The sequence below is a fragment of the Methylobacterium sp. E-046 genome (genome assembly GCF_022829625.1).
GTDB lineage: Bacteria > Pseudomonadota > Alphaproteobacteria > Rhizobiales > Beijerinckiaceae > Methylobacterium > Methylobacterium longum.
The window spans coordinates 72,767-92,626 of the sequence record NZ_JAKSYP010000155.1 but is presented as its reverse complement, the minus strand read 5'-3'; the positions used below and the strand labels follow the sequence as shown (position 1 = coordinate 92,626).

Annotated in this window: 17 protein-coding genes and 2 pseudogenes; 8 read left to right on the top strand and 11 right to left on the bottom strand. The window is 65.5% G+C overall.

Features of this window, described 5'->3' with window-relative positions:
* Nucleotides 1-25 precede the first annotated feature (25 nt).
* Nucleotides 26-298 carry a hypothetical protein gene (locus MKK82_RS13355; RefSeq protein WP_243986031.1) on the top strand — a complete coding sequence of 91 codons (273 nt, stop codon included), beginning with the start codon at nucleotides 26-28 and terminating at the stop codon, nucleotides 296-298.
* Nucleotides 299-1,318: 1,020 nt separating this feature from the next.
* Here MKK82_RS13355 and MKK82_RS13350 read toward each other — a convergent pair.
* Complete coding sequence (locus MKK82_RS13350) at nucleotides 1,319-1,963, bottom strand: hypothetical protein (protein WP_243986030.1); 645 nt, start codon at nucleotides 1,961-1,963, stop codon at nucleotides 1,319-1,321.
* 549 nt (nucleotides 1,964-2,512) lie between these two features.
* Here MKK82_RS13350 and MKK82_RS13345 point away from each other — a divergent pair.
* A complete protein-coding gene (locus MKK82_RS13345; RefSeq protein WP_243986029.1) occupies nucleotides 2,513-3,892 on the top strand; it encodes an MFS transporter in 1,380 nt (459 codons plus the stop codon).
* A 212-nt stretch (nucleotides 3,893-4,104) separates the two neighbouring features.
* Here MKK82_RS13345 and MKK82_RS13340 read toward each other — a convergent pair whose 3' ends face one another.
* Nucleotides 4,105-4,656 carry a response regulator gene (locus MKK82_RS13340; RefSeq protein WP_243986028.1) on the bottom strand — a complete coding sequence of 184 codons (552 nt, stop codon included), beginning with the start codon at nucleotides 4,654-4,656 and terminating at the stop codon, nucleotides 4,105-4,107.
* An 890-nt stretch (nucleotides 4,657-5,546) separates the two neighbouring features.
* On the opposite strand from MKK82_RS13340, the gene MKK82_RS13335 reads away from it, so the two are divergent.
* Complete coding sequence (locus MKK82_RS13335) at nucleotides 5,547-6,059, top strand: hypothetical protein (RefSeq protein ID WP_243986026.1); 513 nt, start codon at nucleotides 5,547-5,549, stop codon at nucleotides 6,057-6,059.
* A gap of 431 nt (nucleotides 6,060-6,490) precedes the next feature.
* Here the strand turns inward: MKK82_RS13335 and MKK82_RS34415 are convergent.
* Nucleotides 6,491-6,992, bottom strand: a pseudogene (locus MKK82_RS34415) (alpha/beta hydrolase family esterase); the annotation flags it as partial.
* Between the two features lie 16 nt (nucleotides 6,993-7,008).
* A pseudogene (locus tag MKK82_RS13330) lies at nucleotides 7,009-7,766 on the bottom strand (IS5 family transposase).
* A 351-nt stretch (nucleotides 7,767-8,117) separates the two neighbouring features.
* Here MKK82_RS13330 and MKK82_RS13325 point away from each other — a divergent pair.
* Complete coding sequence (locus MKK82_RS13325; protein ID WP_243986025.1) at nucleotides 8,118-8,717, top strand: hypothetical protein; 600 nt, start codon at nucleotides 8,118-8,120, stop codon at nucleotides 8,715-8,717.
* A gap of 277 nt (nucleotides 8,718-8,994) precedes the next feature.
* Here the strand turns inward: MKK82_RS13325 and MKK82_RS13320 are convergent, their stop codons facing one another.
* Nucleotides 8,995-9,801: an SDR family NAD(P)-dependent oxidoreductase gene (locus MKK82_RS13320; protein WP_243986023.1), complete on the bottom strand. Its 807-nt coding sequence runs from the start codon at nucleotides 9,799-9,801 to the stop codon at nucleotides 8,995-8,997.
* A gap of 84 nt (nucleotides 9,802-9,885) precedes the next feature.
* Nucleotides 9,886-11,058 (bottom strand): zinc-dependent alcohol dehydrogenase, encoded by a 1,173-nt coding sequence (locus MKK82_RS13315; RefSeq protein WP_243986022.1) that lies wholly within the window; start codon nucleotides 11,056-11,058, stop codon nucleotides 9,886-9,888.
* A 259-nt stretch (nucleotides 11,059-11,317) separates the two neighbouring features.
* On the opposite strand from MKK82_RS13315, the gene MKK82_RS13310 reads away from it, so the two are divergent.
* From MKK82_RS13310 to MKK82_RS13295, 4 genes are all read left to right on the top strand, one after another.
* The gene (locus tag MKK82_RS13310) at nucleotides 11,318-12,118 is read left to right on the top strand and encodes an SDR family NAD(P)-dependent oxidoreductase (RefSeq protein WP_243986020.1); all 801 of its coding nucleotides are present in this window, start codon (nucleotides 11,318-11,320) and stop codon (nucleotides 12,116-12,118) included.
* Between the two features lie 443 nt (nucleotides 12,119-12,561).
* Nucleotides 12,562-13,098, top strand: a complete 537-nt coding sequence (dps, locus tag MKK82_RS13305; protein ID WP_243986018.1) for a DNA starvation/stationary phase protection protein Dps — start codon at nucleotides 12,562-12,564, stop codon at nucleotides 13,096-13,098.
* A gap of 393 nt (nucleotides 13,099-13,491) precedes the next feature.
* Nucleotides 13,492-14,571, top strand: coding sequence for a molybdopterin-dependent oxidoreductase (locus MKK82_RS13300; protein WP_243986016.1), 1,080 nt, complete (start codon nucleotides 13,492-13,494; stop codon nucleotides 14,569-14,571).
* Nucleotides 14,572-14,786: 215 nt separating this feature from the next.
* Nucleotides 14,787-15,200: an ester cyclase gene (locus MKK82_RS13295; RefSeq protein ID WP_243986014.1), complete on the top strand. Its 414-nt coding sequence runs from the start codon at nucleotides 14,787-14,789 to the stop codon at nucleotides 15,198-15,200.
* A 94-nt stretch (nucleotides 15,201-15,294) separates the two neighbouring features.
* Here MKK82_RS13295 and MKK82_RS13290 read toward each other — a convergent pair whose 3' ends face one another.
* The 5 genes from MKK82_RS13290 to MKK82_RS13270 all read right to left on the bottom strand — a co-directional run bounded on the left by MKK82_RS13290 (nucleotide 15,295) and on the right by MKK82_RS13270 (nucleotide 19,817).
* Complete coding sequence (locus tag MKK82_RS13290; RefSeq protein WP_243986034.1) at nucleotides 15,295-15,864, bottom strand: type 1 glutamine amidotransferase domain-containing protein; 570 nt, start codon at nucleotides 15,862-15,864, stop codon at nucleotides 15,295-15,297.
* 54 nt (nucleotides 15,865-15,918) lie between these two features.
* Nucleotides 15,919-17,001, bottom strand: coding sequence for a catalase family protein (locus MKK82_RS13285; protein ID WP_243986013.1), 1,083 nt, complete (start codon nucleotides 16,999-17,001; stop codon nucleotides 15,919-15,921).
* Between the two features lie 145 nt (nucleotides 17,002-17,146).
* Entirely contained in the window at nucleotides 17,147-17,935 is a 789-nt protein-coding gene (locus MKK82_RS13280) for an alpha/beta fold hydrolase (RefSeq protein ID WP_243986012.1), read from the bottom strand.
* An 80-nt stretch (nucleotides 17,936-18,015) separates the two neighbouring features.
* A complete protein-coding gene (locus tag MKK82_RS13275; RefSeq protein ID WP_243986011.1) occupies nucleotides 18,016-18,939 on the bottom strand; it encodes a molybdopterin-dependent oxidoreductase in 924 nt (307 codons plus the stop codon).
* The gene (locus MKK82_RS13270) at nucleotides 18,936-19,817 is read right to left on the bottom strand and encodes a cytochrome b/b6 domain-containing protein (RefSeq protein ID WP_243986010.1); all 882 of its coding nucleotides are present in this window, start codon (nucleotides 19,815-19,817) and stop codon (nucleotides 18,936-18,938) included. The genes MKK82_RS13275 and MKK82_RS13270 overlap by 4 nt, the downstream gene beginning before the upstream one ends.
* Nucleotides 19,818-19,860 lie beyond the last annotated feature (43 nt).

The window sequence follows — 19,860 nt, the reverse complement described above, 5'->3', positions numbered from 1 at the left end:
CGGTCGAGCCCAGGAGGGCTAGACGATGTCTGGGCGGGGCAACGTCGAGACGCTGCTCGTGCTGCAGCTTCAGCCGATTGCGGTCGACACCAACAGCCCGGACCGGGAAGGCATGCTGGTGATCGCCAATGGCCTGCTCGTGGCGGTTCTGGTGCGCCTCGAAGGGCCGGAGCACGATGATCGCGGGGGCTGGTTCATGGAGGCAGGGTTTGGTCGACTGCAAGGGCAGAGGGTCCCTACCTTCCCCACTCTGGAAGATGCGAGCCGCTGGCTGCGACGGCATCTGAAGGCGGCGTGATCTGTCCGCAGGCTATCGGCCGGAGGGCATGACCTACAGATCCGAGGATGACGCCACCGAACGAGTGCGATCGGGTCGGAGCACGAGCGAACCCATGCACGGGACCGCTAATCACCACGAGAACAGCCAGTCGAGTTTCGGCAGCATGAACACCATTGTCGCCCCGGCGCCCAACACGCCCGCAATCATGACCACGAATTCCATCGCGGCGTCCTCCCATTAGATTGAACTCAGCCTGACCTGTTGAAGCGCTGATGTGTCCACTTATCAGCTCATAAGCGAAAGAAGTGATCGAAAGAGGGAAGAACGGCGATGGGTAGTGCGATAGCGCAGACCGCTGCTACAAGCATGCTTCCGAGAGACAGAGACAGAGCCGCATCGCTCCTCGTTGATCCAAGAACCAATTTCCGGATCAACATTCCCAGAATGAAATCTGTGCTGCGCGACAGAATAACCGGTGTCGCTGGCTAGCGCTCGCTGGATGGGATCACTCGGAATTACCGACAGGCTGAAGTGCAGATAAGCGCCGATCCGGGACTCCTTCCGGAAGGATGGTAACGTCCTCATCAAACAAAAGATTTCCATTTAGAGGCGGGGTCCAAATCGGCGCCGCCCGAGATCCCGCTCCTCTTTTGCTTCTGCCAATAATATCAATACGCTATCTTGGTTTTAGCTGGGGCCCGGCTTCAACGCCGATCTACACACCGACGTTCCGTAGCATGCCCTTGTGCGAATAGCCGATCGCAGCCGGTAGCGTCCGCTTACGGGACGTCGTCAAAGCCATCTGAATGACCGGGATGGGCGCATTGCAGAATGTCTGCTCGCGGGCGGCCGCTCAACGTTGACGGTTCAACCTGCGCCAGCCGTGGTCGGCGATCGGCTAAAGGCAGCTTTGAAAAAGCTACCACGATCGTCAGCATACCCACATGGCGCTTTGAGTACTGGCTCACGCCGTGCCGAAGCATTCCAGCCGGCAAAACGGTCAAGCTTTGCCGGCTAGTTTGCATATCTGTGTCGAGTTCAGGCTTCCGCTGCAGCGGCGGCGTTGGGGTGCAGCAAGGCCATCTCGTCGCGCCGGCGCATCAGCAGCGGCAGATCCGGCCAATCGCGCCATTGAAGCGTGAACTCGCCGCCCGGCTTCGAGGCGACGACCACCGCCTCGTACCAACCGTCTTCCTCGCCCTCGGTGATCAGCACCAAGCTGCCGATCGCGATGCCGGCCCAGCTGCGCGGGTAGCGTGGATCCACCGGGCTTGACCCGCCGAAGCAACTATCGTCGCCGCCAGCGGGCTTCCCAGGGCTCTGCGCGGCCAACCTGATGCTTGCGATGGTGGATCCCGTAGATCCTCCGGCGAGGGCTTGCAGGCGCTCGTAGACCTCCTTTGCGACGAACGGCACGTACGCGCGGCCCGAGCTGAACACCCGGCCCTGCGGCAGCTCAGCGGCGGCCGAGCGCTGGGCGTCGTCACACAATGCGAGGGCGCGAAACCCGATGGTCTCGGCGGCTTTCGTGGCCAAGCTCACGTCCGGGGTGGGAAACCAAGCCGCGTGGGGTTTGCCGCCCCTGTCGGCGCCGAATACGACGAGGCTCGGGATCGGCTTGGCGAGCGGGCTCTCGGCCGGGGTGAGTGCGCCCTTGGACTTTGTAGCGGTGGCTGCGGTCATGGCAGGCTCCAGAAATGCGAAGGGGGCCTCGGATGAGACCCCCTCGGGATGGTTGCGGATGGCTGAGGCCAGTGCAGAAGGCCGGGTGATCGACCTCGGCGGTCCGGCATAAGCGTGGCTGGTGGGTGCCTCATAACGGCCCTCGATGAAGGCCACGAAGCGGCGGCCCACCACCTATTTATCAGATTATATTCCTATTTGTCAAGGTGCGCTTGGCCGAGTCGCGGTGCCCGAAGGTGCGAGCGGACGCCGCAACGGTGCGTCCCAATCGTTGCCTTGCGCGATCGTGTAGGTGTGGTGGAGGGAAGGATTACTACCAACCTAGTTCGGAGCTCGTGAGGGGTATCAAGCGTCAGATTTCGGCCGCTAGGTCGCGAAGCCGGGGCCGAGACCGCGGCTGGGATGCTCGATGCATTTGGGTCGCCATCTCCTCCCCAGCGGAGAAATTGTGGCGCCCTCTCGCGCAGAGGTGATGGCACCGCGTGATTGCCAAGGCGCGGCAGGCGGCGCAGTCCGAGGTCAGTTCGAAACGCGAGACCGTCCCGCCGCATGTCTGTCACGACCCTGAAGCCGACCGCGATAGCTCACGATGGGCTGCCGCTGGGTCAACGCGGACGAGCGATGGCTGCGGTGCTCACCGGGGTGGCGCTCGCCACGCTCGACACTGCCATCGCCAACACGGCGCTGCCCACCATCGCCGCTGACCTCGGGGTCGATCCCGGCGCATCGGTCTGGATCGTGAACGCCTACCAGCTCGCGGTCGTGGCGACGCTACTGCCGATCGCAGCACTTGGTGAGATCGTCGGGCAGCGCCGGATCTACGTCGCGGGCCTCATCCTGTTCATTGGCGCCTCGCTCGTCTGCGCCCTGGCCTGGTCCCTGCCGACGCTGGTCGCCGCGCGCGTGCTCCAGGGGATCGGGGCCAGCGCCTTGATGGCCGTCAACATCGCGCTGATCCGCTTCATCTACCCCGCGCATCAGCTCGGCCGCGGCGTCGGGCTCAACGCCTTCGTCGTCTTCGTCGGCTTCGCGGTCGGCCCGACCGTAGCATCGCTGATCCTGCTGGCCGCACCCTGGCACTGGCTGTTCGCCGTCAACGTGCCGATCGGCCTCGGCGCCCTCGCCGTGGCCTGGACCGCGCTGCCGGAGACCGGACGCTCCGGGCACAGCTTCGACGTCGCCGGCGCGCTGCTCAACGCCGCCGCGTTCGCGCTCCTCGTGCTTGGGTTGGGCGAGGCCGTACACGAGGGACCGCTCTGGCGCATCCTCTTGGAGATAGGCGCGGCGCTCGCCTGCTTCACGCTGCTCCTGCGACGTCAAGCCGGGCACCCGGCGCCGATGCTGGCCGCCGATCTCCTGGCACGTCCGCTGTTCGCGTTGTCGGCCCTGACCGCGGTGTGCTCGTTCGCGGCGCAAGGGCTCGCCTTCGTCTCGCTGCCGTTCCTGTTCCAGCACACGCTGGGCCGCTCGCAAGTCGAGACCGGCTTCCTAATGACCCCTTGGCCGGTCGTGGTCGCGCTGATGGCGCCGGTGGCCGGGCGCCTCTCGGATCGCTACGCCCCCGGCCTGCTCGGTGGGATCGGGCTCGCCGGGCTTGCGCTCGGCATGGGGCTGCTCGCACTGTTGCCGGCGGACCCGAGCGTCGCAAACATCACCTGGCGGATGGCGGTCTGCGGGGCCGGTTTCGGCTTTTTCCAGGCCCCGAACCTGCGTGCCATCATGACCAGTGCGCCGCCGACCCGCTCAGGCGGGGCGAGCGGCATCGTCGCCACGGCGCGGCTTCTCGGCCAGACCTTGGGCGCCGCACTCGTCGCAGCCTGCTTCGCGATCGCGGAGGCACACGGACCAGCCGTGGCGATGGGGCTCGGGGCGGCCTTTGCCAGGTTTGCGAGCGTGATAAGCTTCATGCGCCTCGCCGTGGCGACCTGAGCGTGCCCGGCCTGTCGGAAGGTCTAGGGATGGAGCCGGCATGGCTGGCGGTCTCGTGAGCGGCAGGCCCGACGCACACGGGCACACTTACAAGCACGCGATTGCAATCGGCATCGCCATCGCACAAGGCACGGACGAACTCAATGTCGACTCGGGCCAGGTCCTGAAGACGCACTCGACTGGGTCCAAACCGTGGTGCTGATCGCACTTCGTCAATGACTGAAGCGCGAGGCGACCTGTACAGCCCGGTGGGTCTCGACCAGTAATGCGAGGGGCAGCCACGGCTTCGGAAGCATAGTGACTGCTGGTGGCAGGCGCGGCTGTTGGTAGCCCTCGGTTGCCAGAATGATGGGAATCCCGGGCCATGATTGGTGCAGCACCTGGATGAGGCCGAACCCGTCAAGCGTGCCGGTGAGCTGCTGATCGGCGACCACCAGCGCGACCTCGCCACTTCGCTGCCGCAGGGCCTGCAAAGCTTCCTCGCCGGTATCACAGCATTCGACGTTCAGCGCACTCGCGCGCAACAGCGTGGCAGCTTGCTCCACCATGGTCGGGCAACGTCCGACTACCACGACCAGCGGGGTGGGAGTCGGCTCCTCGGTATCCGGCAGCTCAAGGCGGGCAAGCAGTTCCAGCAACGGCTGGGGCCAGTCCTCGCACTCCTCGATCGGCAGCATTTGCGCGAGGCCGTAGGCAACGGCATTTAGGAGCGGGTTATCGACACCGTCAATGCCGCCTTTGTAGACGTATCCAATCTGCTCCATCCAACTCCCGTACCGGAAGATGCTTCCCTGCATCCCTCCGACCCAACTGATTTGCGTTAACAACCAAGGGATGAATGGCTCGAAACGTCGAGGGTTGCACGGCGGACACTGAAAAATCACCCCTTGGTTGTGCGAGGTTCTTCATGCATCGCCCATCGCTTCAGCTCAGATCGCTGCAACGTGGACGCAAGCTGAACCTCCCCGATGATGCACGATCACGAAGACCCGTTCGGCCTCGCCTCGCCCACATGCGTCGTGCAACTCGGCCTGTTCGGAGCCACCTTCCCGAAATCCGGTTTTGGACGGCCAGCGGCCGATCATCGGCTACTGGCCGCTCCTCGCATCAGGAGCTACGAGCCCAAATGCACATCCCTACCGAAACTCGCTGTCTTTCTCAGGTTCGTACATCTCAGGACCGTTTCGAACCTCTTCCAAAACGTCACACAGCACGGACACAGCGATATCTCGATTGCTCATGCGCAGCAGATATTCGGCCATGATCCCGATAACAATTTGCATCCGACCGACTCTGGTACCACAGCCCAATTGGTTAAGTACTCGCTGATTGAGGAATTTGCGGATTTGGCTTCGCGCCACCTGCCTCCTGCCCCAAGTCCATCCTGCGTAGCTTAGAAGATTCTGCCCGGACAAATGCATTGTGTGCTCCTGATATTGGGCAGCTATGTTGCCGCCATCAGGCTTTTACGAGCCGCCGTTCGGCTAGAGGCACGAAGTAAGGGGCACGCAGAGCAATATTATCCTGAATAGTATTCCCGAATTGACATCTGTTCCTGTGCAACAGAACGATGGTTTGCAGATATTGTCGATGATGCGGAATCAGCTCGTAAAATTCCTGTGGGTCCATAAAGCCGAGACCCAAGGAGAATGAGATGTTCGCATCTGATACACTGCGCATCCGGATCGACGTATTTCTGATCGATGGAGGATCGCACAAGGGTTACAGCGACGCGAGAGTGTGCGTGCTGGCCGAGTCTATAAGTGAGATTGAGTGGCCTGTGCCAGTTGTGCGCGCAGAGGGGCTCGATCTGCAAGAAGGACACATAACGATATGGATCAGAAGCTTAAGGGGACTGCGTTTCTGTGCTAAAGAAGTGGGTTGGAATCTGTTTGATCCTATCAAGGCTCCGTATAAATTCGAGCGAGCTGTGGTTGTCAAAGCCATATTAGGTGCCGTGCGTATTCCGGAAGATGCCTCTCTCTTCGATGCCGCAAATGCATGCCTTGCTCGTATGGCCGAGCTCGGATCGGTAGTGAAGAAAGAACGAATGATCCCAGCCACAGGCATGAGGCTGTTCCGTGATGATATTGAAAAAACTGCCGAATGGGTAATTCGTTACAAGAGTAGCCGCCATTGGAGGTGGAAAGGTCGAAAGCCAGGTTAGCCTTTCGTCATCGCGGGCGCGCAATTCGCGCCCCCTTCCCAATTTTTAGCTAGATCGACTGATCGCAGCGGAGTGCAGATGCACACTAAGGAATTTCGCGGCATGGTCCAAGGCGCGATGAAGGAGGTCGCCGAGCAGGTCAACTCCGCGTTCAGGAAGTGACCGCCAAGACGCGCACGGCGCTGAAGCACGGCCGGGACGTCGTCAAGCCAGCCGTGCGCGACGCGGGAAAAGCCCTCGACCAAGCGACACGCTGACGATCGACGCGGCCGGCATGGCACGCTGCTTCCCTCGATCTCGCCATGGAGGACAGGATGGGGCCTTGCACCCGGTGCAGCAGATGGCCGGATGCGATTGCTCACGACATCCCTCGGGCGCTCGCAAGCACTGCTACTAGGGAGTGGATCTTTGAGCCCCTCCCTCGGTGGACCTCACCGCGTTGTGGCGTTCCCCACTCCAGAATGCGCCAGGAAGAACCACACCATTTCCCGGCTCGCGTCCGGGCCGCGCGTCGGTGAACGACCCTACTGGATCGCCGCCCGACCATGCGTGGCCGGCCCGGTGGAGGACCCATTTCTCCAGTACCGCCCGATCCGACGGGTCCGTGTGCACCGTGCGGGTGTAGGCCACGCCGTCCGGCATCCGCTCGTCGCTCACCGCCTGAGCGAGATCAGCCCCGGACGGTCCCTGCGCGGCCGCTCGATCGCCATTGGCCACGTTCACGGTCTTGTCGCCGACGCCGTAGAACACAGTCGTGGGGACGGCGTGCCGCTTCCCACCGGACGCGCCGGCGCCCTCCCCCCATCGCCGCGAAGGCCGAGGGCACGTCGCAGGCCGCGCCGCAGGTCAGCCCGGGATGCACGCCACCGCCGCGAACAGGTCCGGATAAGTCGCCGCTAGGATCGCCGCGGCGCCGCCGGCCGAGCGACCGGCGGCCTAGGTCGCGGACTCATAAGGCACGCAGCCAGACCCGGAGGGCTGCGAGTTTGACGCTGGCCAGGAAGTTGTCGGGATCCTTGTCGTAGCGGGTAGCGACGGCTCGGAAGTGCTTGATCTTGCTGAAGAAGCGCTCAACCAGGTTGCGGTACTTATACAGGAACGGGCTGAAGGCCAGCACCTGCTTGCGGTTGGGCATCGGCCTCACGTTTGCCCACGCCCCCTGCTCGGCCATCTGTGCTCGCCGCGCATCACTGTCGTAGGCCCGGTCACCCAGCAGGATCTGACCTGCACCCAACCCGCCCAGCATGTCGGCCGCCGAACGGCCGTCATGCGCTTGGCCTTCCGTGATCTTGAGGGCCACGGGACGGCCCTCGGCATCCACCAGCGCGTGGATCTTGCTCGTCAGGCCGCCACGCGAGCGACCCATGCCACCGGATCGGCCGTCTTTTTTTGGGCGCAGGCGGCATGCTGGTGCACCCGCACGCTGGTGGCGTCGATCATCTGCAGGTCGCCCTCGTAAGCCTTTGACACGGCGTCCAGAAGCCGATCCCAGATGCCGCGCTTGCGCCAGCGTCGAAAGCGGTTGCCGCAGGTCGTATGCGGGCCGTAGCGCGCCGGGATGTCGGCCCAGGGTGCACCCGTGCGCAGCCGCCAGAAGATCCCGTTGAGCACCCGCCGGTCATCCACGCGCTCCTTGCCGCGCACGTCTGTCGGCAACAGCGGCTCGATCACCGCCCACTCCGCATCCGTTAGGTCAAACCGCGCCATCAAGGCCCTCCTGCTCAGAGGCCTAACGGCGCCGCGCCTCAACCGCGCCAACCGTTATGGGTTCGCGACCTAGACCCGGCCCGCATCGGCCGAGAACTCCGCGATCAGCTGCCGGATGATGCCCCCCCCCCCGCCTTCACGGCTTTGTCGCGATATCTGACATCGCAATCGTGAGGCCAAGAAGCAGGCTTCGATAAACTCGTAAAAGCCAATTGAAAACGTAGGCCAAAGCAACGCGTGGAAGTGCCCGCTGCGCCCAACCTACTTTATCAGACGAACCAATGCACTGCAGACCTGCTGTGTATATGGCGGCCTATTGCTTGATGGGAATAAGGAATAGCTGAAATGACGATGCCTGATACCAACAGCCTCACCACTCGCAAAGCCTACATCGAAGCCTGGGGTACATACTTCAAGGAAAAGATGGATGCAGGATGGGAGGGCTACCTCATCACCCTGATGTTCAAGCAAATCCCTGGATCCGAAGCGGCTAAGTTGCGGGTGATGGAACACGAGGTGTACCGGGTGTACGCCACCCACCTGAGCCGCCTGTTCCGCCGGCCGCACGCGCCCGCCAATCACGGCAAACTGCCGATTTGGATCGCTTCGCCCGACTACCCCGTCGCCAAGCAGGAGAAGGTGTTACTCGACGAGGTGCGGGTCAACGACGGGCTGCACCTGCACGTCGCCGCTCTGTATCACCGCGATCGACGTTTTGCCGGTAGCATAGAAGATCACTTCGCCGATCTTATGCACATCTACATTCGCGGAAATCACGAACTTCTGCGGATGCATATCAGTCGGATCGAGACCGAGGAGCGCTACGTCGTTGGGTACGGCTTCAAAACCGTGATCAAGCGCGCTTCGATCGGCGTCGACGGCCTGATCGTGCTACCACGGACCGAGAGGGAAATGCGGCTCGAGCGTTTCGATGCACGAGCGGCGGCCTAATTCGCTTGGCGTTATTTGCGATCATCGTTGCCATTAATCCTCAACCCGGCAGCATCTTGGTGGCCGGCTTCTGGTACATCTCGCGGCCGAAATCCGGCGGGTGGTACCCATAGGTACGGTCTGCAATGGGTGGTTTTCCGTCGGTCCGCTTTCCGGGCAGAAATGGAAATGCGGCCACTCGGCAATTGGCCGAAGAAGACCGATCATTGACCGGTAACAACAGGCTGCGTGAACCTTCGTGGAGGGTTTTGCCTGGACCGCTGGACCGCTGGTCTTCTTATGCCCCCATGGTCAAAACGGAGCCACCGTCAACCCGCAGAAACTCGCCGGTGATGAAGCTGGCCCGCTCGGAGCAGAGGAACGTCACCGCCGCGGCGACTTCCTCGGCCTTGCCGCGGCGTTTGGCAACGATGCCCGGACGCTCCTCGTCCAGCGTCTTCTGGATTGCCTCATCGAAGGAGATGCCCTTCTCCTTCGACTTCTTTTCCATCTGCGCGTCGGTCATCGGTGTGGCGATGAAGGCCGGCCCGACCGCGTTCACCAGCACGCCGTCCGGCCCGTAGGCCTTCGACAGTCCCTTCGCGAGGTTCAGGACGCCGGCCTTCGCGGCCGCATAGGGGAGTTCCTCGATGTAGGGCTGCACAGCGTCCTCCGAGGAGAACAGCACGACCCGGCCCCAACCCGCCTTGCGCATGTGCGGGATGAAGGCCCTGGTCGCGCGCACCCCGGCCATGAGGTCGGTCTGTATCGCCTCCAGCCAGTCGTCGTCGGTCAGTTCGAGGAAGTCCCCGGACGCGCCGGTGATGCCGGCGGCGCAAACGAGAATGGTCGGCTTGTCGTCGAAGGCCATGTTGGCGAAGGCCGCGAGCACCTCGATCCCCTTGGCCTCACTGAGGTCGGCCTGGACGGCGCGGACCTGACCCAGCGCCGCCAGTTCCGCGGCGGTCGCCTCCAACTCCGGGCCTTCCTTGTCGGTGAGGACGACGTGAACGCCCTCGCGCAGAAGATGCTCCGCGGTCGAGCGACCCATGCCCGACTTGGCGCCCGTGACGACGGCGACCCGCCCTTTGATTCCGAGATCCATCTGTTTCGTTCCGTTGGCATCCATATCCCACCAAACATGACGAGGATCCTGGATGCATGAGTTGAAGAGGATCGACGCAATCGCTCAGTTCGGGTGGAACACGACCTTCACGCAACCGTCCTTCTTGTCCCGGAACGTCTTGTAGAGGTCCGGCCCGTCGGCGAGGTTGGTGGAGCGGTGGGTGATCATCGACGTCATGTCGATTTTCCCCTCCTGGATCAGCTTGGTCAGCGTCTCCAGGTAGCGCTTCACGTGGGTCTGCCCACTCTTCATGGTCAGGCCCTTCTGAACGATCATGCCCATGTTGACCGGGATCGGGCCGCCGTAGACGCCGGGCACCGAGACGATGCCGCAGGGGCGCACCGCCTTGATCGCCTCCATCAGGGCGTAGGGCCGCTCGGTCGAGGTGAGCTTCTCCTGGATCGTGTTGACGAGGCTGGCGACGCCATGGCCGGCGCTGGCCTCCATTCCGACGCAGTCGATGACGCCGTCGGCGCCCTCGCCCTTGCTGATCTCCTTGATCCGCTCGAACACGTCTTCCTTCGCGTAGTCGATGATGTCGGTCGCGCCGTAGGTGCGGGCCAGCGCGAGGCGCTCCGGCACCGTGTCGATGGCGATGATGCGCTCGGCCCCCATGATCTTGGCCGACTGGATCGCGAACAGGCCGACCGGCCCCGCGCCCCAGACCGCGATGACCTCGCCGCCCTTGATCTCGCAATGCTCGGCGCCCTGCCAGCCGGTGGGCAGGATGTCGGTGAGGAACAGCAGCGACTCGTCGTCCACGCCCTCGGGCGCCAGCATCGGCGCCACGTCCGCCATCGGCACGCGCACGTATTCGGCCTGCCCCCCGGCATAGCCGCCGGTAAGGTGCGAGTACCCGAACAGGCCCGCGGTCGGGTAGCCGAACTGCGCCGCCGCCATCTCGCCGTTGCGGTTCGAGCGCTCGCAGACCGACCAGTTCCCGAGCCGGCACTGCCGGCATTCGCCACAACTGATGTTGAACGGGACGACGACGCGGTCACCCTTCTTGAACTTGGTGAAGCCGGGGCCGACCTCGACGACCTCACCCATGAACTCGTGGCCGAGCACGTCGCCGGCCTCCATGGTCGGCATCTGGCCGTCCATCAGGTGGAGGTCCGAGCCGCAGATGGCACAGGACGTCACCTTGAGGATGATGTCGCGCGCGTCCTCGATCCGCGGATCTGGAACCGTGTCGCAGCGGATGTCGCCCTTGCCGTGCCAGCACAGTGCCTTCATTGGGTGTCTCCGGTCGGGGGCGAGGCCACGCTCGACCGAAGAGGAACGCGCTCGCGAACGAGGATGCCTTTGAGAAGTCCGCCTCCTCCAGGGGGTTCCGTAGCGCCCGTCCACGTCGCCACGACGATTGCGGCCCACGTTTGAATCTTCACTGTCGAAGCCGGAGCGAGGATCGCGATCAGGGGCGTGCGGCTCCACGGAACGTCGGGAGGAACCCTGCTCGTCGAGCCCCTGTTGGCCCGGGCAACCGGAGGATCCCATGTCCGCAGAGACGTCCAAGCCATTCGCCGTCGTGACCGGCGGCTCGAACGGCATCGGCTTCGAGCTCGCCCGCGAGCTCATTGGGAGCGGGTACGACGTTCTCATCGCGGCCCAGGACGAGGGCCACGTTGCGGATGCGGCGCGGCGCCTTTCGACGGAGGATGGCAAGGTCAGCACGCACGCCTCCGACCTGTCGTCCGAGGCTGGCGTCGACAGCCTCGTCGCGGCCATCCGTTCGGCGGGACGGCCCGTGGACGTGCTGTGCATCAATGCCGGCTTCGGCCTGGGCGGCGCCTTCGTGGAAACCGACTTGGGGCGCGAACTCGCGATGATCGACCTGAACGTGCGAGGCGCCGTCCAGCTTACCAAGCCCGTCGTCAAGGAGATGGTCGCGCGTGGCAGCGGCAGGATCCTGTTCACGTCATCCATCGCCGCGTCGATGCCCGACCCGTTCGAGGCGGTCTACGGCGCCACCAAGATGTTCCTGCGCTGGTTCGGCGAGGCGCTGCGAAGCGAACTTAAGGACACCGGGGTGACCGTCACCGTGCTGATGCCGGGACCGACCGAAACCGACTTCTTCCGACGGGCCGAAATGCTCGACACCAAGATCGGGGCCTCGAACGGCAAGGACGATCCGGCAGCCGTGGCCAAGGCCGCCCTCGACGCATTGCAGTCGGGCAGCGACAAGGTGGTCCCGGGGGTCAAGAACAAGGTGATGAGCGCCGTCACGGAGGCACTGCCGGACATGGCTGCGGCGGCGCTCCACCGCGGCTTCTCGAAGCCCGGCTCGGCGGGCTGAGCCCGATCCCCGGGGACGCCGGCTGCCAACCTCGAACGACCATCCCACTTGGCGCCGCTTCAGCATACGCCGATGAACCCGAGGATCTCCACGGCCGCCTGACATGTCAGACATCACAGATGGGGTTTCCCATCGTGGGTAGGTCAGCACCTCCTCCCATCGTCATCCACTTCCGGACGCGACGTATGGTACGTCCCGGGCATCGAGTCGGCGTGGTCATGCCTGCCGATCCTGACCTGGGCGGGGGTGGGGGGGGACATCCCGGTGGCAAGCGCCCTCCCTAGGACGGAAAGCGGCCAGGCCCACAATCCTGGCGGCGACCTACGCGGTCGTGCTGCTTGCACCCTGGACGGCCGAGGGTCCGGACTCCGTCAGGCCGGACCGTGAAAAAAGGAACCTCCACCGGCCTCCACAATTGCCGCCTCGGCATAACGGAGCAAACGATGGCTACGAGCAGCACCCCGCGCACCCACCAGACCCGCAACGACACGAATTCCAACGCCAAGAGGGTGTCCATCGAGGCCCTGAACGCGCGGCTGGCCGACGGCATCGACCTCGCCTTGGCGATCAAGCAGGCCCATTGGAACCTTAAGGGTCCGCAATTCATCGGCATCCACCTGATGCTGGACGGTTTCCGCGCCGAGATCAGCGACCTCAACGACAAGGTGGCCGAGCGGGCGGTGCAGCTCGGCGGCACGGCCCTGGGGACGGCGCAGGTCGTGGCGGGGTCGTCCAAGCTACCCGCCTACCCGACCGGCATCTACGCCATCGCCGACCACGTCGCCGGGCTGATCGACAGCTACGCTGCCTACGCCAATGCCGTACGCGAGAACATCGACGAGACGGACGAGGCGGGCGACCCCGACACGGCGGACCTGTTCACCGAGGTCTCCCGGGCCGTCGACAAGCAGCTATGGTTCCTGGAAGCCCATGTCCAGGAGCCGACGGGCCAGATGCGGGACGGCAACGCGCGCAATTGAGGAAGGTCCGCCCCTCCGTACCCGGTCGGACGGAGGGGTACCGCAGGTGGCGTCGCCCCCGAATATCGGGGAGGCAGGGGCCTGGAGCGGGCGCCAACCCCACTTTCGCTCCCTATCCTTCGCGGACCCTGGGAAGGTTCGCTTCTCAGCCGCTTCGTGGACGGTGACCTACGGCTGGATCGCGTCGCCGAACACGCGTACGCCGTGAGGCGCTCGGGCTGATCGGTGGGCCCACGGGACGCGATGGACCGTCCGGGCGAACGAGCACCAAGGCCGGTTGGTCCTCCGAAAGCGGTCATGCCCCTTGCCGCCGCCCTGGTTTCTCGGCCGCTGAATGACCCTTGCCGCCGCCGAGGCGTTCACTCCCGTAACCCCACCCGGACGGGAGCCCCGATGTCGAGCCTGACCGAGCGCAAGGCACGCCTGATCGTACACGGCCATCAGCCCTACAACGCCGAACCGCCCCTCGACCGATTGCGGGCCACCTACCGGACGCCGGCGAAGGATTTCTACGTCCGCTCGCACGGCGACCTGCCGGACCTCGACGAGGCAACCTGGCGCCTCACCGTCGATGGCGGAACCGGCACCATGCTTGAGTTGTCGCTATCGGACCTTCGTGCCTGCTTCCCCGAAACCGCAGTCACGGCCACGATGCAGTGCGCCGGCAATCGTCGCGCCGACATGCGGGCGGTCGCCCCGGTATCGGGCGACCCGTGGGACGCCGGCGCCATCGGCACCGCGGAATGGACCGGGGTTCGGCTCGGCGATGTCCTGCGCGAGGCGGGGGGCGCCGACCGCCCAGGCTTCCATGTCGCCTTCGAGAGCCACGACACGGTGGAAGGCCATCCCTACGGGGCCTCGATCCCGCTAAGGAAGGCGATGGCGCCCGAGACCCTGCTGGCTTACGCCATGAACGGCGAGGCCTTGCTACCGGAGCACGGCTTTCCGGTCCGCGCTGTGGTGCCGGGCTTCGCCGGCGTGCGCAGCCCCAAATGGCTCCGGCGCCTGAGCGTCCAGGACCACCCCTCGGACAACCCGATCCAGGCCGGCGACTACAAGCTGTACCCGGCCGACGTGACCGCTGAGACCGCCGATCCGGCCAAGGGGCACACCATCGATACGATGCCGCTGAACGCGGCGATCTGCGAGCCCGGGTCCGGGGCCGTCCTCAAGTCGGGGAGCAACAGGGTCCGCGGCTACGCGGTGAGCGGGGACCGGGCCATCGTACGCGTCGACGTCTCCGGGAACGGCGGCCGGTCCTGGGTGCAGGCCGAGCTCGAACACGAGGCTGACGCTCCGTTCGCCTGGACGTTCTGGAGCGCGGACCTCGACCTGCCGCCGGGCGGGCATGGGCTAGCCGTGCGCGCCTGGGATGAGGCGGGGCAGACGCAGCCGGCACTGCCGGACGAGACCTGGAACCACAAGGGCTACCTATGCGCCTGCTGGCATCGGGTGCGGGTGAACGTCACCTAGGGACGGGCGAGACCTGGGATGTCGGCTAGCGCCGCCCTCGTGGACGACGTCCTAGCCAGCGGCCGACCAAGCACCGCGCCACGGTCCGACGTCATGCCCGTCGGTCATCCCGACCCCGTCGTGCGTGGCGTCGGCAACGTCCGACCATGGCGGGCGTTTCCCGTGCTTCGAGGCGCCGGGCGCGCCTTTGCCAGCCCCGAGCCCCAAGGAACACAATGTCCCAAGAGACCAGCATCCAGGCGACCAAAAAGTTCGGCGAACTCGTCAACGCCGGTCAATTCGACGCCTTCCCCGAGGTCGTCGCCCCGGATTGCCACGACCACGACCCGGCGCCGGGCCAGCATATGGGTCCCGAGGGGTACAAGGCATTCTTCACGCAGCTCCGCACCGCCTTTCCTGACATGCAGGTCGAGGTGAAGAAGCTCGTCGCGGACGGGGACAGCGTCGCCTTCGCCTACACGCTCACCGGCACGCACCAGGGCGACTTCAACGGCCACAAGCCGACCGGGAAGGCCATCAAGGTCCGTGGCATGCAGATCGGCCGCTTCGTCGACGGCAAGATGGTCGAGCGCTGGGGTTCTTCCGACGAGCTCGGCATCCTCAAGCAGATCGGCGCCATCGAGGGATGACGGAGGCTTCCGCGACGGCGTCCCGGCCACGGGACGTCGTCGCGGTTTGGCCCGCCCCGGAGGCTCGATGACCGGCCGCTGGCTGTTCGACTCCTCAGGCGCTCCGGGCCTGGTCGGGATGGCGGCCCTCCGCGAACTCCTCGACGATCTTGGCGCAGAAGGCCGGCAGGTCCTTGGGCGTGCGGCTGGTGACCAATCCCTTGTCGCAGACGACCTCCTCGTCGACCCAGGTGCCCCCGGCGTTCTCGATGTCCCGCCGGACCGTGGGGTAGGAGGTCAGCGTCCGGCCCTTCACGACGTCCGCCTCGATCAGGGTCCAAGGCCCGTGGCAGATGACCCCGACCGGCTTGCCCTGCTCGAAGAAGTCCCGAACGAACGCCACGACATCCTTGCTCGCCCGGAGCTTGTCCGCGCCGACGCATCCGCCCGGGATGACGAGCCCGTCGAAGTCCGCGGCCGAGGCCCCCTCGATGGTCCTGTCCACCTTGTAGCGGCCGGCCGGATCGAGGTCGTTGTTCACGGTCTCCGCCTCGCCGGCCTCCAGGCCGATGACCGTCACGGTCGCTCCGGCCTGCTTCACCGCGTGATGGGGCTTGGCGAACTCCGGCTCCTCGGTGCCGCGCGGTGCGATCAGGATCGCGATCTTCTTGCCCTGCAAGTTCATGTCATCGTCCTTCTGGGTGTTGGGGTTCATCAGAGGCGCCGTCCGCGCCGTTCCTCACGCCGGGATGCGGTCGATGCCGGCGGTGTCCTCGGCCGCCACGCCGTTCTCACGGTGGCGGAAATCGCTCAGCGCCCGGTAGACCTGGAGGCGCGCCCGCATCACCGAACCGAGCGGCCGGTGCGCCGCGAGGCTGTGCGCCGGGCGGAAGGTCATGACCTCGTCGAAGTACCGCACCCGCTCCGGCGAGTAGGCGTCCTGGCGCGGTAGGCGGAGCGTCGCCACCGTCCGATACGGGCTGACCGACACCGGCCAGTCCACCGAGGCGTCCTCGATGGGTTGCCGCTCGGCATCGGCCCAGAGCTGCGCCTTCAGCTCGAACACCACCTCGTTGTCCCTTAGGAAGGCGACCGTGGCGTGCCGGAAGCCGTCCTCGTCCTGGTTCGGGTCCAGCCGCCATTCGGATAGCGCGCGCTGCGCCTCGCCAGTCGGCACGGCCCCGAGCTTGGCCACGTAGTCGCCGAAGCGGACCGGCGCTTGGCTGAAGTAGCTGTCGACCAGCGGGTGGCTGTAAGGGTGCCCGAAGAAGTCGGCGAAGGCGCTCTCGGTGCCTAAGGCATGCAGCGCCTTGTTGAGGTTGCGCATGGTCGACGACACCGCGCTCTTCACGCCCTCCGGCAGGCTCGTCGATTTGCCGATGACCGTGCCGTCGCGCAGGAAGCCGGCCGCCGTCCCGGACGGGAAGGTGGTCCCGGTCGCGAGGACGAAATCCTGGGTATCGACGGAATGGCCGGGGAGCTTCTCCCCGGGAACGTCGAAGACCTTGATGGACATGCCGCGATGGGTCGAGACACGGTCGCCCAGGGTCTCGCCCGGGCCTTGAGCGAAACGAACCGCGACGGGGTGGGTGCCGGGCGTGGCGAACAACCCTTGGGCCAGTTCGGGCGGCAGGCTGGTGGAAATCGTCAACTCGCCCGTGACGCAGGCCGAACTCTTGGCGTGGCTGGCACGCACGGCATGGTGCTCGCGCTTCTCCACCGTCTCTGATTGCTGCGTCATGCCGGCGATGATGCCGTCGATGGTCTCCTGCTCGTCCGCAGCAGGCTTCTCGATGTCGGGGGCGTATCGAAGGTAGGTCATGATCTTCCTCACGGTGACCGGGGAACTGAGGCGGACCGCGGCAGGAGAGAACGCAGCGGACTTGGGATTCGGCGTATCGAGTCGGGAACGGGATGCCGTTCCGAATATCGAAGGGGCCGCGGGCTCGGGTGTGCGACAAGCCAGCTCAAGGCGCGTCCTTCCCAACCGTTTCAAGGATCACGCGCGCCGTCTCGGCAGGCTGATCCCAATGCGGGAAGTGGCCGCAGCGCTCGAACCAGTGCAGATGGGCCGACGGGAATGCTACCTGGGCGCGTGCGGCCTGGCGCGGCAGCAGCAGGTGGTCTTGGCGGCCCCAGCCAATGGTGACGAGGCCGGGGGTCGTTGTCGAACCCTGCTGCAACGGCCCGCGTGCCAGCTCACGCAGCATCGCATCGAACACCGGTGTGGCCGCCAGGCTCTGCAACTCCCCGACGACAAGCTGCGGTGGCAGCGCCCACGGACGGGCCGACAGTTGGGCGAGCAGCAGCGTACGGGTGACGGCGTGGCGCGACAGGCCGGGATGGAAGGGCCGCAGCAACCGCACCAGGCGTATCGATGCGGCGAGCGTCCAGTGAAGCCAGCCCGTTTCCCACCCACGCCAGAAGCCGCCGGGATCAAGCGCCACGCAGTGCCGACCGATGCCCCGCCGAGCCAGCTCCAGCACCAGCCGGCCTCCCACCGAACTGCCGACGAGGTCCGCCGTCGTCAGGCCTTGCGACTGCACGAAGCCGGCGAGGGCGTCCGCATGGGCCTCCATCGTCTGCCGACCCGCGAGCGGGGCCGATCCGCCATGTCCCGGCAGGTCGACCAGGATCAGTTCATGCGAGCCGCGCAATGCGGGCAAGAGCGGATCCCAGGTGCGGAGATTGGATCCCAGCCCATGGACCATGAGCAGCGGCCGACCCGTGCCGAGGCGTTCAAAATGCAGGGACATGATGGCATTGTCCTTAACTCGCCACGAGCGGGCTGCGCTCGCAATGCCCGCAGGGACGTCGACGTCCCGTCCGCGCCAACTCAGATGCCGGCGTACCAGGCGTAGCCCTGGTCCTCCCAGTAGCCGCCCTTGCCGTCGCCGATGTGGGCGAAGTTCTCGACGACCTCGATGCGCATCACATACTTCGCCTGCTTGTAGCCGAGGTTGCGCTCGACCCGCAGGCGCAGCGGGGCGCCGTTCGAAACGGGAAGCGCCTCCCCGTTCATGTCGTAGGCGAGGATGGTCTGCGGGTGGAACGCGTCCACCAGGTCGATGCTCTCGTAGAAGCGAACCGGCGTCCCGCCGCTGGCCGCATCGTCCTCCGTCGCCTGTTGGCCGCCGGAGTCCTTCCTGCTCTCGCTGCCGCCCGACTGCTTCGTCATGCTCGGGTTGGCGTTGCCGGCGGGGACCTCGTCGGCCCCCTCGTCGTCTCCCCCGCCTTCGAGCGGACTGCCCTGATCCATGGTGTCGGCGCAGTGGAACACCACGTATCGCGCCTGTGGCTTGAGCTTGGCGCGGTTGAGCAGTTCGGCGAGCGGCACCCCGGTCCACTTGCCGATGGCGCTCCAGCCCTCGACGCAATCGTGCCGGGTGATCTGGGTGCGGGCCGGAAGCTTGCGGAGTTCGGCCAGGGACAGCTTGAAGGGTGCCTCAACCAGGCCGCCGACCTCCAGGTGGTACTTGGCGAACCTGCCCTTCGCCAGGGCCTTGTAGTCCCTGTCGGGCGGGTCCTCGGTCCCGTTCGGCTTGAACCACGACGAGATGTCGGCCTCTGCATATTCCGGGGCCAGCGTCGCCTCGCCCAAAAGCAGGCGCTGGACGAACGGGTTTGCGTCCTCGCCGGTCTTGAGCGTGCGGCGGAACCACTCCGCGTTGCCGAGGCGGTCGCAGCCGCCGAGCAGGGCCGCCGCGGCCATGGCGGCCCCTCCCGTTAGGAGGGCGCGTCGGCTGGGAAGGCGGCTCATACCCGGGTCTCCCCGGTGACGGGTGCCGGCTCGATCTTGCGCTCGATCACGAACCAGCCGATGAGCATGCCGCGCATGTTGTTCCAGAAGCCCGACAGCAGGACCAAGGCGACGTGCACGACCACGAACAGGACGAGCAGGGCCGCCACGACGAAGTGCACCGTGCGGGCCGACTGGCGTCCGTCGAACAGCGTCAGAAGGAAGGGAAAGGCGGCGTCCATCGCCGGGGACATCGCGAGGCCGGCCAGGACCTGCACCGGCAGGAGTACGAACAGCACGACGAGGTAGGTGAGCTTCTGGATGACGTTGTAGCGCTTGGCCTCGTCGCCTTGCGGGAAGCGCAGCGTCAGGTGCTCCCAGATGGACGCGCCGAAATGCCGGATCTGGTCGCGGGACGGGATAACGCGGAACCGAAGCTGCCCGCTGGCCAGACCGTAGAGCAGGTAGGCGAGGCCGTTCAGGACGAAGGCCCACGCGAAGAAGAAGTGCCAGGAACGGCCGCCGGTGAGGTCCTGGTCGCTCGGCAAGGTCGCCCAGGCCGGGAAGCCTCGGTCGGCCGCCTCGCCGTCGGAGCCGACCGAGGAGCCGAGCCATCCCGTCGTGTCGAAGCCGTGGCCGAATACCGTCGTCATGCCCTTGGGCGGATCGTCCGCGGTCGAGGACATCGCCAGCAGCGGCGCATCGAAGGTCGAGACCTTGCCCCAGTACAGCGCCGGGTGGGCGTTGAAGATCTGCAGGCCGCTCATCAGCAGGACCAGCAGGCACACCGCGTTCACCCAATGGGTGACACGGATGACGAGGGGGTGGCGAAACATCCAGCGGCGACGCTCGACCTCGCCGGTCTCGGGAGCGGATCGGGTCAGGTAGGTTCGAGCCAAACGGTCTTTCCCGCATTCAGGACGGCCAGGGCGGAGGCCCCTG

What these genes read in the sequence shown, in the direction of transcription:
- MKK82_RS13325 (WP_243986025.1), top strand. Translation starts at nt 8,118, where the DNA reads ATGCCTGATACCAACAGCCTCACCACTCGCAAAGCCTACATCGAAGCC.
- MKK82_RS13280 (WP_243986012.1), bottom strand. Translation starts at nt 17,935, where the DNA reads ATGTCCCTGCATTTTGAACGCCTCGGCACGGGTCGGCCGCTGCTCATG.
- MKK82_RS13295 (WP_243986014.1), top strand. Translation starts at nt 14,787, where the DNA reads ATGTCCCAAGAGACCAGCATCCAGGCGACCAAAAAGTTCGGCGAACTC.
- MKK82_RS13290 (WP_243986034.1), bottom strand. Translation starts at nt 15,864, where the DNA reads ATGAACTTGCAGGGCAAGAAGATCGCGATCCTGATCGCACCGCGCGGC.
- MKK82_RS13335 (WP_243986026.1), top strand. Translation starts at nt 5,547, where the DNA reads ATGTTCGCATCTGATACACTGCGCATCCGGATCGACGTATTTCTGATC.
- dps (WP_243986018.1), top strand. Translation starts at nt 12,562, where the DNA reads ATGGCTACGAGCAGCACCCCGCGCACCCACCAGACCCGCAACGACACG.
- MKK82_RS13275 (WP_243986011.1), bottom strand. Translation starts at nt 18,939, where the DNA reads ATGAGCCGCCTTCCCAGCCGACGCGCCCTCCTAACGGGAGGGGCCGCC.
- MKK82_RS13310 (WP_243986020.1), top strand. Translation starts at nt 11,318, where the DNA reads ATGTCCGCAGAGACGTCCAAGCCATTCGCCGTCGTGACCGGCGGCTCG.
- MKK82_RS13285 (WP_243986013.1), bottom strand. Translation starts at nt 17,001, where the DNA reads ATGACCTACCTTCGATACGCCCCCGACATCGAGAAGCCTGCTGCGGAC.
- MKK82_RS13355 (WP_243986031.1), top strand. Translation starts at nt 26, where the DNA reads ATGTCTGGGCGGGGCAACGTCGAGACGCTGCTCGTGCTGCAGCTTCAG.
- MKK82_RS13300 (WP_243986016.1), top strand. Translation starts at nt 13,492, where the DNA reads ATGTCGAGCCTGACCGAGCGCAAGGCACGCCTGATCGTACACGGCCAT.
- MKK82_RS13340 (WP_243986028.1), bottom strand. Translation starts at nt 4,656, where the DNA reads ATGGAGCAGATTGGATACGTCTACAAAGGCGGCATTGACGGTGTCGAT.
- MKK82_RS13350 (WP_243986030.1), bottom strand. Translation starts at nt 1,963, where the DNA reads ATGACCGCAGCCACCGCTACAAAGTCCAAGGGCGCACTCACCCCGGCC.
- MKK82_RS13345 (WP_243986029.1), top strand. Translation starts at nt 2,513, where the DNA reads ATGTCTGTCACGACCCTGAAGCCGACCGCGATAGCTCACGATGGGCTG.
- MKK82_RS13315 (WP_243986022.1), bottom strand. Translation starts at nt 11,058, where the DNA reads ATGAAGGCACTGTGCTGGCACGGCAAGGGCGACATCCGCTGCGACACG.
- MKK82_RS13320 (WP_243986023.1), bottom strand. Translation starts at nt 9,801, where the DNA reads ATGGATCTCGGAATCAAAGGGCGGGTCGCCGTCGTCACGGGCGCCAAG.